This window comes from Streptomyces sp. BE20 (assembly GCF_036322525.1).
Lineage (GTDB): Bacteria > Actinomycetota > Actinomycetes > Streptomycetales > Streptomycetaceae > Kitasatospora.
Genome location: NZ_JAQYWW010000647.1, coordinates 1 through 11926 on the forward strand (window position 1 = coordinate 1; position 11926 = coordinate 11926).

Consider the following 11926-nt stretch of genomic DNA (forward strand, 5'->3'; position numbering starts at 1 on the left):
CTCCAGCGAGACGAGGGCCTCGCGCACGACCTCGGTGTCGCGGCCGAGGTTGGCCCGCGCGCCGCCGGCCATCAGCTGCATGGTGGTGATGTGGTGCGCCACGATGTCGTGCAGCTCCCGCGCGATGCGACGGCGCTCGTCGGCCACCGCGCGGTCCGCCAGCAGGGTCCGCTTGATCGCCATCTCGCGCTGCCAGCGGCCGACCACCATGGCGGCGCCGACGACCATCAGGGTGCTGAGGACCGGGGAGAGGGCGTCCTGCCAGAGCGGCCACCGGCCGGGATTCTGGCTCAGCAGCGTGACCGACACCGTCGCGACGGCCGCGACGGCCGTCCCCCGGCCGGGGTGGGCCCGGGCCGCCGAGTACAGGGCGACCACGAGGACGGCACCGAGGTGCGGGGGCAGCGGAAGGACCAGGGAGGCGATCCCGTCGAGCGCCAGGACGGCGGCCAGCGCCGTCGCCGGGTGACGGCGCCGGGCGAGCAGCGGCAGGCCGGCCGCCCCGACGAGGAGGAGTCCGGCCGGGCTCACCTGGTACCGGCCGTCGAGGCCGGAGAGGAACACGTAGCTGAGCAGGTTCATCGCGCAGGCGCCGACGGCCACGAGCGCGTCGCTACGGGACCACGGCGGCCCGGCGCCGTCGGTGTGCAGCGGCTCCCGGGCGTCTTCGGACCCGGTGTGTCGACTCATGGACATGTCTGTTCCCCTTGCGTCCGGCCTCCCGGCCACTCCCGGGACAGGGTTGCACAGCAGGCCGCGACGGCCGCACCGGCGGCGAGCGGCGCACGGACCTGCCCCCGGGAACGGTCCCGGCGCAGCGGCGCCGGTCCACCCGGCGGGGGCCGCGGCCCGCCTCCCGGCTCCGTACGGGGCGCCGTACGGGTCGCGGTACGGGGCGCGGTACGGGCGGAGGTACGGGTTGGAGGGCCGAACTCCTCGCCGGGACCGGCGAGGTGGCCGTCGACGGAGACCGCGAGGCGGGACGCGAGCTTGCGCATGCGCCGCTCTCGGGTGCAGTACTCTGAGCGAATCGGTCAGGCCGTAGTACTTCAACCGGAGTGGTGTCCATGGCGCGCAGGAACGACGAGCGACGAGCCGCCCTCGTCGACGCCGCGATCGAGGTTCTGGCCAGGGAAGGAGCGCGCGGGCTGACCTTCCGGGCGGTCGACACCGAGGCCGCCGTCCCGGTCGGCACCGCGTCCAACTACTTCGCCAACCGCGACGACCTGCTCACGCAGGCCAGCGCCCGGGTCTACGAACGCCTCCGCCCCGACGAGTCGGAGATCACCCGCCGGCAGACGGGCGTGACGGACCGGGAGTCGTACGCCGCGTCGATGCACGAACTCGTCGACCGGGTCAGCTCGTTCCGCACCGGCTACCTGGCGCTGCTCGAACTGCGACTCGAAGCGACCCGGCGCCCCGACCTTCGCGCGGTCCTGACCGAGCGGGTCCGCGCCGATCTCGACGCCAACGTCGCCTTCCACCTCGCCTCGGGCCTGCCCGGCGACGAGACCACCGTCCGGTTGCTCTACCTGGCGTTCAACTGGCTGATCGTGGAGCAGCTCACCCTCCCCGACGTCCTCTCGGAGGCCGAGCGCCACGCACTCGTCAACGCCGCGGTCGACCGCCTCGTGACGCCCTGACCTACGCGGATCCGTCGCGGATCCGCACCGGCACCCGGGACGGCCGCGCCCGGCCCCGTCGGTGCGCCGGTCGGACCGCCAGGGTCGGTCGCATGCGACGGCGAAAGCACGTCCCGGATCCGACCCCGGCCCCGGCACTGCCCGAACTGCCGGAGAACCGAGCCCTGTTGGACTACTTCCGCGCGAGTTCGGCCCTGCCGCGCGGCCCGGACGACCTCGCCCTGGGCAACTGGCAGTCGCACACGCACCCCGACCTCTGCGACCGACTCTCCCGCCTGGTGCCGCGCCACCCCGTGGAGTCCGCCTACGGCGTGCCCGTCCTCGCCTTCGAGGGCGTGGCCGCCGTCGTGGCGTGCGGCATGGACATCCTTCTGGTCCGTCTGCCGACGCTCCCCGAGGACGTCGAACCCGCCGCGGACCTTCCGCCGCTCACCGACGGGGAGTGGCGGTCCGTCTCCGCCTGGCCGCAGGGTCCCCCCTCCGCCGGACGTGAGGCCCGCCTCGTCGCACTGCTGCGCGAAGCCCTGGTCCACGCCCGAGACCTCAGCAGGAACCGGCCCGGAGGTGACACCGGACGCGCGGGGCGTGGCCGCACCGGCCGTCAAGGCCCCGCAGGACGGGGCCCGGCGGGTGGGGTGCGGTGAGCGGGGCGCGGTGAGCGGGCCCGGGCGGGTCAGCCGACGACCGGGTCGTCGAGCACCTCGACGAGGACCCGGGCCTGGAGCCCCCCGGAGTCGGGGCCGGACAGACCGGCCGTCGTCGCCAACGCCTTCCACAGCGCCCACCCGCGTGCCCGCCGCCAGGTGTCGTCGGGAAGGCCGACGGCCTCCCGGAACGCCTTCCGCTCGTCGCCGGTGAAGTACGTCCAGGCCATGACGAGGTCGCACGCCGGGTCGCCGGTACCGCAGGTGCCGAAGTCGATGACCGCGGAGAGCCCTCCGTCGACGGCGAGGAGGTTGCCGGGGGCGACATCGCCGTGGAACCACACCGGGGACGACGGCCAGGCCGTGGTCAGGGCGCCCGCCCAGACCGCCCGGCAGGCGGCGACGTCGACGGAGTCCCGCAGCACGTGGAGGGCGTTCTCCACCTGGTCGGCGTAGACGCTGGGATGGCAGCCCCGGAAGAACGAGTGGCGGCCGGCCGCGGGGCCGTAGACCGCCGGGACGTCGCGGAGTTCGGTCAGGAACGCGCCCAGGTCGGCGGCCAGCCGGGTGCGGTCGACGGCGTCGGCGGCCCCCGGCTGGCCGGCGTCGTCGACGGCGCCGCCCGGCAGCCAGCGCCGCACCGACCACGAGAAGGGGTAGCCCTCCCCCGGACGGCCGGTGGCGACCGGCTCCGGCACGGGCGTCGACAGGTGCTCCGCCAGGAGCGGGAGGCAGCAGTCCTCCTTCTCGACGCCGGCGACGTAGCCCTCGGCACTGGGCAGGCGGACGGCCAGGTCGTCGCCCAGCCGGAAGGTGCGATTGTCCCAGCCCTGACGGGCGACCGGCCGGACCGGAAGGCCGCCCCACTCGGGGAACTGCTCGGAGACCAGCGCACGGACGAGTTCGGCGGAGATTTCGACGGAGATGTCGGTCACGGGCGAAGTCTGTGCCCGGCCTTCCGTGCACCGCAAGCGAGTTACCGGCCGATAGTCCGGTCTCGCCGGTCGGGGCGGCGTGCCGGCGTCCCGTCAGATCATCGCGGGCCGGCCGGACCTACCGAGCCGCCGAGCGACTTCGGGGCCGGGGGCCGCCGCCCGGGGGCGTCAGGTGTCCGGGGGCGTCAGGCGTCCGGATCGGTGCCCTGCTGGACCTGCTTGATCCGCTCCGCCTGGAGCGTGGCGAACTGCTGGAGCGTCTTGTGGTCGCGCTCGTCCTCGTCGAGTTCGATCAGGGCCACGACGGTGCCGACCCGCATCGCCGTGGACGAGGCGACGGTCCCGCCCCCGGAATCGGCCGAATCGGCGGGCTGCTCGAATCCCCGCGCCTGGTCGGCGGCCACCTTCAAGGTGATCGGACGCACGTCGTCGTCGGCCTTCTCCAGGGACGCCGCCAGCGCCTCGAAGACGGGGCCGGCGTTCTCCACGGTGTCGAAGGTCAGCAGGGTGAAGCGGATGTCGTTGTCGGTGTCGGCGGCCAGCTCGTAGCGGACGGAGCCGCCGAGTTCGAGACCCTCGCAGTCGACCGACAGCTTCTTCCGGCAGGTGCTGGACGCCTCGGCCTGCCCGATGGCCTGCGGCGGCTTCGAACCGGAGGAGAGGCCCCAGCCGGCGGGGAGCGAGGCCGGGCTCGGCAACGCGTCCTGCACCTGGTCCGGCTCCGACAGCACCACCGCGGCCCGGATCGCCGCGCCGCCGCCGGAACTGCACGCGCCCGTGCCCAGTGCGAGCGCGGCGACCGCCGCCGCCCGTGCGAGATTGCGTCCGTGCCGCTTCATCTTGTCCATCGCGGTGCCCCGTTTCGTCCTTCACCTCAAGATCAGCAGCGCACATCAAACCACATGATCACCTGGTCGTTCCGGCTCGTCGCCCCTGCCGAACCAGGGCCCCGGCACAGGGCCCCGAACCGGACCCGGCCGGGCACCTGCACCGCACGGGCACCATGACGCGGTGTGAGGGCCGACCCCGCGGTTGATCTCGCCGGTCGAGGTTCCTAGGCTCAGGGGCCATGGGCATGAACGGGCGATACCTGCGGCTGAGCGCACGCCAGTTGGAGCGCGCGGCGGCGGAACCCGGCTGGGTGCGGGAGTGGCTCACCGAACTGGACGAGGACGAGGACGAGGCGGCCGCCCGGGGGCGGCTGCACGAGACCGGGCGGGCCGGGCCGGTGCTCGACTTCCTGCTCCGCCACCACGACTTCCCCGTCGACGTCATCCACGGGGAGGCGGAGCTCCCCGGCGCCGGGGAGTGGGGGTACGGACCACCGCGCTGCCTCACCCCGGAGCGGGTCGGCGCCGCCGACGGGGCGTTCGCGGACCTCCCACCCGGCGCGCTGGTCGACGGCATCACCCCGGCCGAGCTGGCCACCGCCGTTCCGCTTCCCGCCGGCTGGACGGACGGGGAAGCGCTCCACCTGGCATCCGGCCACTACCGCTCGCTCGCAGACTTCCTGCACACGGCTGCCCGCTACCGACACGCGGTACTCGTCTGGACCGAGTAGGACCCGTCACCCGACCCCACCCGGCAGCGGCTGACACCCCGGACAGGCTGCTGCCCGGGGTGTCAGCCGCTGCCCGGCCGACCGTGCGTCCCCGACCGGGCGGGGGCGCACAGGACGGCGCGCAGTGGCCCCGCCCGCGCGGGGCCACTGCTCGCGAAACGGATCAGCAGGTGCCGGCCGGGCGGTCGCGGACCACGAGGTCGATGCGGCCGGGGCTGTAGTCCAGCCAGAGCACCCGGGTGCCCCGGTCGGCGGCCGGGTATGCCTGGACACCCCGGTTGCAGGAGAGCCGTACGGGGGTGCCGCCGGTGACGGGCACCTGGTACAGCTTGGGGAGCGCCGCGTTCGTCCAGCCGCCGCTCGGCTTGGCGCCGCCGTGCTGGTAGGTGACGACCCGGTCGGAGGCCGTGAAGTCCCCGACCAGCGGCGCCTGGGGCGAGTCGGCGGGCACCACGTCGGTCGTACCGGAGCCGTCGACGGCGCCGGACCGGATCGCGACCCGCAGGTCCGGGGGTGCCGACCGCCGCGACCAGAGCAGCCGGCCGCCCGCGAACTGCGTGGAGGTCATGTAGCCGGGCCTGCTACCGGCCGGGGCCCTCTCCGAGTACTGCGCGGTGATCCGGCCGGCGGCAAGGGAGTAGACCGTCGGTGCCGAGAAGGTGACCCCCTCGGCGTTCCAACTCTCGATCCAGCCGAGCAGACCGTCCTTGAAGGCGAGGTCGGACAGCCGGTGGCCCTCGGCCACCGGGATGTCCACCGGGTCGGCCCCGTCGCGGAACACGAGGAGCCGGTTCCGGCCGTCCGCCCAGGAGGTGACCAGGACGGCGATCTGCCCATCGGATATCCGGGCGCCGTTGATGCCGTAGTCCGGGGAGTTGAACACGCTGCGGACCGGGCCGCCGGACAGCGGGCGCGCCAGCACCTCCGTCGCCCCGAACCCGATCGCCTGCCAGACCGCGGTCCTTCCGTCGGTGTCGGGGGACAGGTGGATCCGGCCGTCCGGCGGGCTCAGCCGCGTCCGGGTACCGGGGGCGGTGACGGAGCCGGTGTAGAGGGACTCGTCGACGCTCTTCGGGTCGTCCCGTCCGCTCGCCACCCAGTGACCCCCGGCCACGGCCGGCGGAGCCTCGATGCCGGCGCTCCGCAGCAGCCCGCGGCTGTCCATGCCGATCCGGCTCTGCCAGCCGGCCTTGATGCCGTGGGCGTCGAACGCGGCCGCCACCGTGCGCAGTTGCGTGCGGCTCAGGCCGAGCGAGCGGCCGGCGGCGAGCACCGCGTTGCGGCCGTCGACGAACTCGTCCAGCGGGGTGAGGTACTCGGTGATCGCGCGGTAGACCAGACGGTCGGCGACAAGCGGGTCGAGGGCCCGGCGGATGTCCCACAGCGCCCCGCCGAAGATGGTGGCGTTGAGGTGGACGCCGCTGTTGTCGACGTCGCTCCAGGCCCCGATGTAGTCGTCGACGGTGGTGCGGCGGTCGTCGAGGCGACGCCGCGCGCACTCCTCGGGGGTGCCGGTGCGGCAGAGGCTCTCGTTCATCAGGGCCGCACGGGGGTCGGTCATCGGGATGCCCCGGGTGGTGACCTCGATGGCGTTGCCGAAGTAGTCGGCCAGTGCCTCGTTCATCGCCCCGGGCTGGGCGGAGCCGTCCAGGTCCGCGGTGTGCTGGACGACGGCATGGGTCAGCTCGTGCCCGACCACGTCCATCGCCACCGAGAACGGCCGGTAGGTGGCGTCCCCGTTGCCGTAGACCATCTTCACCCCGTCCCAGAAGGCGTTCAGGCTCGGCTTGCCGCCCTCGCTCGTGTTGGCCACGGAGACGATCGGGCCGCCCTTGCCGTCCAGCCCGTTCCGGCCGAGCCGGTCCCGGAAGAAGTCGTACGCGGCGGCGGCGTTGAGGTGCGCGTCCGTCGCTCCGCCGGTACCGGTCGAGGCCGGGAAGTCCGGGCCCGGGGAGGAGACCGGCGACCGGCCGGTCATCGGGCCCCGGAACGCGCCGGCGTCCTCCCCGGCGGCGTCGTAGGTGAAGATGCCGGCGCCCCGGGTGAGGTCGACGAGCTGGTGGCTGCCGTCCGGCCGGCGGGCGACGTTCACCGGGACGGTGCGGCCGAGGATGTCGGGGGCGGTTCCGATGACGGGCACGCCGACGTCGGCCGTCGGGGCGGCCCCGGCGGCCGGGGTGCCCGGGGCGGTGGCTCCCCCGGTCGGGTACGGGGCCCGGGTGTCGCGGGCGAGGGCGACCACGCCGCGCACGGCGTCCACGAAGACCTCGCGGACCAGCGGCGCCCCGGTGGCCGGGTCGGCGGCACGGACGACGAAGCGCTGGACGAGCCGCCCGCCGCCGCCCGGGAGCACGATCCGGCCGCCGTCCTCCGCCGTGGCCCCGCCCCGGGCGCCCCGGTCCGCGACCGAGTCGAGCGCGAGCCCGCGCAGCGCCTCGTCCGACACGGCCGGGGTGGTGGGGGCGGTCAGCCCGGTGAAGTACTTGCCGCCGACCGACTCCACCGTGCGGTCCGCGCCCTCGCCGACCAGGCGGACCAGGTACTGCCCGCCCAGCACCGGCACGCCGCCGTGGTACTGCTGGAACCTGACGGTGTCACGGCCCTCGGCCGCGTGCTCGACGGCGAGTTCCGTCAGCTGCGCGGTGTCGATGCGGTAGCGGTCGGGATGAGCCGCGAGATGGGCCCGGGCCGCCTCGGCCGGACTGCCGGGCGCCGACTCGGACAGTCCGGTCACCAGCTGCGGGGCGGCGGTGCCCTCCCCGGCCACCAGGCCGGGGACCGGGTCGGGCTCGGTGGCCGGGGAGGGCGGCGCGGCCAGGGCGGGGGACGCGCTCAACGCCAGTGCCAGCGCCAGACTCAGGGCGGCGCCGACGCCCCGGGTCTTCTCGGGTAAGCGGGAACGGTGATGCACTGCGGTCCTCCGGGGGATGCGGATGCGACACGGGTGTGACGAAGACGCCGACATGACGGTGCGTCACCCGATGCTCGGTTGCGGAGGCGCGGCCCGTCCAGGCGATCGGACCAGCCCTGCACCCCTGCGCACCCCTCCGGTGTCCGAACGGGCACGACCCGCCGCCGGCACCGGGAACCGGCCCGACGGGGGCAACCGATCCGGGGCCCGTGGCGTACCCGCGACCGATCGTTCGAGGAGGGAGGTGCTCGGCCATCGCCGAGCGGTGGGCGGGCGAACGATGAACTCGATCGGCGGCTGCTCCCGTTGGTACCGGCGAGGGCCCCGTCGGGCGGGCCCCGGGCGGGTTGCGGCCCGGGCACCCCGGACGGAAGGCCCGTTCCCGACCGATCAGGAGCAGACATGAACAAGATCAAGGCCGCCGTCGCGGCCGTCGCCGCCCTCGCCGGAATCGGGCTGGGCGCGGCTCCCGCGTCGGCGGGTGACATCAACATCCCCGCACGTTGCAGCAACAACCAGTTCGGCGGCAGCTTCCTGTGCGGCGGCGACTTCGGCGACGGTGTGACCTACTTCGGCTTCCAGGACGGGAACAGCGAGATCTTCGTGATCGGCACCGACCATGCCGTGTGGACGCGCTGGACGAGCGGCAGCTCCCACAAGCTGAGCAACTGGACCTCCATGGGCGGCTACTTCACGAGCAAGGTCGTGATCCGCCGCCAGACCCTCGGCGGCGCCTTCACCATCACCGCGCGCGGCAGCGACTACAACCACATGTGGTCCCGCGACCGCAGCCAGAGCGGGAACTGGAACGGCTGGTACGTCTACGGGCCGCCGATCGCCGGTGGCGGGCAGGTCCTGACCGGGGCGCAGGAGCAGTCCCGGACGACCACTCGCTGACGACTCCCCGACCACTCCCGGCCCCCTCCTCGCGCCTCGGCCGACCGATCGGCCCGACGGCGCGCAGGACAACGAGTTCGCCGGGAGGGTCGGGGGGCCCGGGGGCCAGGGCCCCGGAGGCCGGGGGTTGGGGGCGCAGGTGGCGGGGCCGACCCGACTGTGACGCGAGTCACCGGAACTGCCGTACGGCGGCCGGACAACCCAGTGACGTGGACTTTTCGATGCACGAACGGATCAGAGCCGGCGACCCCGACGCCTTCCGGCAGTTGTTCCAGGAGCACTCGCGGGCAGTCCTGGCACACGCGGTCCGGGTGACCGGGGACCGCTCCGGGGCCGAGGACGTCATGGCGGTGGTCTTCCTGGAGGCCTGGCGGCTGCGGGAGAAACTGCGCGACGAATGGGCGACGCCCCGCCCCTGGCTGATGGGCATCACCGTCAACGTCCTGCGCAACCGGGCCAGGGCCGCCCGCCGGCACACCGCCGCCCTCTCCCGCATGCCGATCCCCGAACCGGACCCGGACTTCGCCGACGAGCTGGTCGGCCGTCTCGCCGACCATGAACAACTCCTGGCTGCCAAGGCGGCGTTGGAGAAGCTCCGGCGCGGCGAGCGCGAAGTCTTCTCACTGTGCGTGTGGGCGGGTCTCACGTATCCCGAGGCCGCAAAGGCGCTGGGCATCCCGGTCGGCACCGTGCGCTCCAGGCTCTCCAGGGCCCGCACCCGACTGCGTGCACTGGCCGACAAGGAGCTGCGGCGGATGCCGAGAACTCTCCCGGAACCCCTGCGGGCCGCCGGACAAATACAGGGTGGCCGGATGGTTCCGGCCCGGTCGGACAAGGAGTGGAACAGATGACCAGCGTCCCGGAGCGGCAGCAGCCTCTCGACGACACGGAGCTGAGGCACCTGCTGCCCGCGGCCGAAACGCCGGCCGTCCAGCCCGACCGGCAGCGCCAGATCGAGGAGTTCCTGATGAGCGAGATCACCCGCACCCCCGAAGCCGCAGGGCCGGCCCGACCCGAGTCCAGGAACCGGCGCCGGCTGCTGATCGCCCTGCCCGCCACACTGGCGGCCTTCGCCCTCGCGGCCACCGTGGCGGTCACCACGTTCGGCAACCCGGACACCGCCCCCGTGCGGGGCGACCGTGTCCCGGCGTCCGTCGTGCAGGTCACGGCCGGCGACACCGCGGGACTGGCCGGCGCGGTGGAACGCATCTCCCTGGCCGCCCAGTCCACCCCCGACCTCGTCCTGCGTCCCGGCCAGTACGTCTACGTCGAGAGCACCGTCTCCTACCTGATGGGTTCCCTCAACGCCGACACCGGTGAGGAGAAGACGTGGGTCGACAAGCCCCACCAGCGGCAGATATGGCGCTCCGCCGACGGCCGCACCGGCTGGCTCACCGAGGAGGGCAAGACCGCGCAAGGAGGCGAGGCACTCAAGTCGGACACCGCCGCCCGCCTGAGGTACCCCTCCTACGACTACCTGAACACCCTGCCCACCGACCCGCAGGTGCTGCTGCAGAAGATCTACACCGAGACCGCGGGAGGCGGAAACAACGGACCGGACCAGGAGGCGTTCGACACCGTCCTCGCCATGGTCCGCGAACAGGCCGTCCCCGGCAAGCTCGCCGCCGCGCTCTACCAGGCCGCGGCCCGGATCCCCGGCGTCGTCCTCGTCGACAACGCCACCGACGCCGCCGGACGCGTCGGAATCGCCATCGCCCGCACCAACACCACCACGGGCTCCCGCGACGAGATGATCTTCGACCGCACCAGCTACACCTTCCTGGGCGAGCGCGGTGTCCAGGTCACCGAGGCCTTCGGGGTCAAGCCCGGCACCGTCACCGCCAACACCGCCGTCCTCAAGCGCGTCGCGACCGACGCCCCCGGCCGCCCGCCCGGCACCGGCAAGGCCTGACGCGTCGGCCGCTGAACGACCGTGGACAGCGGGCCTCCTGCACAGGAGGCCCGCTGTCGTATCAGTCGGCCACCCGCGTGCCGGTCGATCCACGGTCGCGTCAGACAGAACCGAACTCGTCCGACCGGACCGCAGCGACGAAGGAGCGCCAAGCCTCGACGGGGAAGACGAGAGTCGGACCCTGCAAGTCTTTGGAGTCACGGACAGGGACGATGCCAGGGAAGTCGGCAGTCACCTCGACACAGGAGCCCCCGTTGTTGCTGTGGGAGGACTTGAACCACTCGGCGCTGGAGAGGTACACGGGACCGTTCATGACGTTCCTTTCACGCCTGACGGATCATCTCCAGAGAGGCGACTTTGGGCAGCGCTTCCACTGACAGCTGATGGTAGTCCCTCTCCAGCGCCCGGGCAGTTTCGCTCCGCCGGACGAGAAATCCGCGCAACTGACTCTCGGAGTAGGCAAGCAGCGACCTGTCCGCCATGGTCAGCAGCGTCACCATCATAGTGAAGGGCAACTCCTCCGCCAGACTGTAGGGAGCCACCTGGATGGTGATGTGAGGCCGCGCCGCCAACTCCTCCAGCTGACGGAGCTGGCGCCTCATGACCTTGATCCCGCCCACCGGGCGACGGAGACAGCCCTCGTCCAGCACAAAGTGAAGCCAAGGCGCCGGACTTCGGTCCAACAACTTCTGCCGGGTCAGCAGGAATCTCAGCCGGTCGTCCGCCTGTACCTGTGAGATGTTCCCACGTCGCACAGCGGCGGAGGCGAATGCCGCCGCGTAGTCCGGGGTTTGCAGGAGGCCAGGGACGACGCCGAGTTCGAAGTGTCGAATCTCGACCGCCTTGGCCTCCTGAGCTGCGTATTCGGGGAATCCTTCGAGAAGTGAAGTGTGCCCGATGTTCCAGTACATCAGCTCCAGGGTCCCGCCAGTATCAAGCACATTGTCCGCCCGGATGGCGAATGCCTGTGTGGGATTGCGAGTAGCTCTTTCGATGCTGGACACGAGCGTGTCGCTGTACCCGATGAGCTCGGCCATGGCGACCTGAGTCAGGTTCTTCGCCTCACGCGACCTGCGCAACTGGACCCCGAACGCGGCTACCGGGGATGACGTCGGGTCAAGTTCTGTTCGCCGCATGTTCGATCACCTCTCGCGGGTGGAATCCCACAGCACTGAAGTGTCCAGTGGAAAGCCTTCCGATCGTAACTCCTCCCACTCCACCATGGATGCGGATCGTAGTGATCCCGATGCACAGCGCGACCAAGGGAGCCCCCATGCCCAGCTGCCCCCGCATGCCCGTGTACACCCCCGTCGTCGGGGAGGTGGTCCGTGACTTCGGGTGCCGTGTCCCCGCCGGTGGGGTGCTCGAAGGCGTCTACATGGACACCCTCGGCGGCCTCGCCTACCTCCGCCACGAGGGCGGC

General features: G+C 72.7%; 12 protein-coding genes. 6 read left to right on the forward strand and 6 right to left on the reverse strand.

The annotated features are described in order from the left end of the window. A partial coding sequence (locus tag PUR61_RS13800) for a histidine kinase dimerization/phosphoacceptor domain-containing protein (protein ID WP_329879112.1) occupies positions 1-696 on the reverse strand: 696 nt, incomplete at its 3' end. 371 nt (positions 697-1067) lie between these two features. Between PUR61_RS13800 and PUR61_RS13805 the strand changes: the two genes are divergently transcribed. Continuing rightward, complete coding sequence (locus PUR61_RS13805; RefSeq protein ID WP_329879113.1) at positions 1068-1643, forward strand: TetR/AcrR family transcriptional regulator; 576 nt, start codon at positions 1068-1070, stop codon at positions 1641-1643. A 92-nt stretch (positions 1644-1735) separates the two neighbouring features. Next, a complete protein-coding gene (locus PUR61_RS13810) occupies positions 1736-2287 on the forward strand; it encodes a hypothetical protein (protein WP_329879114.1) in 552 nt (183 codons plus the stop codon). Between the two features lie 29 nt (positions 2288-2316). Here PUR61_RS13810 and PUR61_RS13815 read toward each other — a convergent pair whose 3' ends face one another. Further along, the gene (locus PUR61_RS13815; RefSeq protein WP_329879115.1) at positions 2317-3222 is read right to left on the reverse strand and encodes an aminoglycoside phosphotransferase family protein; all 906 of its coding nucleotides are present in this window, start codon (positions 3220-3222) and stop codon (positions 2317-2319) included. A 185-nt stretch (positions 3223-3407) separates the two neighbouring features. Further along, complete coding sequence (locus PUR61_RS13820; protein ID WP_329879116.1) at positions 3408-4070, reverse strand: hypothetical protein; 663 nt, start codon at positions 4068-4070, stop codon at positions 3408-3410. Between the two features lie 227 nt (positions 4071-4297). Between PUR61_RS13820 and PUR61_RS13825 the strand changes: the two genes are divergently transcribed. Then, positions 4298-4783, forward strand: coding sequence for a DUF1877 family protein (locus PUR61_RS13825; RefSeq protein WP_329879117.1), 486 nt, complete (start codon positions 4298-4300; stop codon positions 4781-4783). Positions 4784-4946: 163 nt separating this feature from the next. Here PUR61_RS13825 and PUR61_RS13830 read toward each other — a convergent pair whose 3' ends face one another. After that, positions 4947-7694 (reverse strand): M4 family metallopeptidase, encoded by a 2748-nt coding sequence (locus PUR61_RS13830; RefSeq protein ID WP_329879118.1) that lies wholly within the window; start codon positions 7692-7694, stop codon positions 4947-4949. Between the two features lie 402 nt (positions 7695-8096). Between PUR61_RS13830 and PUR61_RS13835 the strand changes: the two genes are divergently transcribed. From PUR61_RS13835 to PUR61_RS13845, 3 genes are all read left to right on the forward strand, one after another. Further along, positions 8097-8591, forward strand: coding sequence for a hypothetical protein (locus tag PUR61_RS13835; protein ID WP_329879119.1), 495 nt, complete (start codon positions 8097-8099; stop codon positions 8589-8591). Between the two features lie 221 nt (positions 8592-8812). Further along, complete coding sequence (locus tag PUR61_RS13840) at positions 8813-9442, forward strand: RNA polymerase sigma factor (RefSeq protein WP_329879120.1); 630 nt, start codon at positions 8813-8815, stop codon at positions 9440-9442. Next, positions 9439-10503, forward strand: coding sequence for a CU044_5270 family protein (locus PUR61_RS13845; protein ID WP_329879121.1), 1065 nt, complete (start codon positions 9439-9441; stop codon positions 10501-10503). Before PUR61_RS13840 ends, PUR61_RS13845 begins: the two co-directional genes overlap by 4 nt. Positions 10504-10603: 100 nt before the next feature. Here PUR61_RS13845 and PUR61_RS13850 read toward each other — a convergent pair whose 3' ends face one another. Further along, complete coding sequence (locus tag PUR61_RS13850; protein WP_329879122.1) at positions 10604-10816, reverse strand: DUF397 domain-containing protein; 213 nt, start codon at positions 10814-10816, stop codon at positions 10604-10606. A gap of 10 nt (positions 10817-10826) precedes the next feature. Continuing rightward, positions 10827-11639: a helix-turn-helix domain-containing protein gene (locus tag PUR61_RS13855; RefSeq protein WP_329879123.1), complete on the reverse strand. Its 813-nt coding sequence runs from the start codon at positions 11637-11639 to the stop codon at positions 10827-10829. Positions 11640-11926: the final 287 nt, after the last annotated feature.

Bases quoted from the DNA above. Each gene is read 5' to 3' on its own strand.
- PUR61_RS13805 (WP_329879113.1), top strand. From the start codon at position 1,068: ATGGCGCGCAGGAACGACGAGCGACGAGCCGCCCTCGTCGACGCCGCG.
- PUR61_RS13810 (WP_329879114.1), top strand. From the start codon at position 1,736: ATGCGACGGCGAAAGCACGTCCCGGATCCGACCCCGGCCCCGGCACTG.
- PUR61_RS13820 (WP_329879116.1), bottom strand. From the start codon at position 4,070: ATGGACAAGATGAAGCGGCACGGACGCAATCTCGCACGGGCGGCGGCG.
- PUR61_RS13825 (WP_329879117.1), top strand. From the start codon at position 4,298: ATGAACGGGCGATACCTGCGGCTGAGCGCACGCCAGTTGGAGCGCGCG.
- PUR61_RS13835 (WP_329879119.1), top strand. From the start codon at position 8,097: ATGAACAAGATCAAGGCCGCCGTCGCGGCCGTCGCCGCCCTCGCCGGA.
- PUR61_RS13840 (WP_329879120.1), top strand. From the start codon at position 8,813: ATGCACGAACGGATCAGAGCCGGCGACCCCGACGCCTTCCGGCAGTTG.
- PUR61_RS13845 (WP_329879121.1), top strand. From the start codon at position 9,439: ATGACCAGCGTCCCGGAGCGGCAGCAGCCTCTCGACGACACGGAGCTG.
- PUR61_RS13850 (WP_329879122.1), bottom strand. From the start codon at position 10,816: ATGAACGGTCCCGTGTACCTCTCCAGCGCCGAGTGGTTCAAGTCCTCC.
- PUR61_RS13855 (WP_329879123.1), bottom strand. From the start codon at position 11,639: ATGCGGCGAACAGAACTTGACCCGACGTCATCCCCGGTAGCCGCGTTC.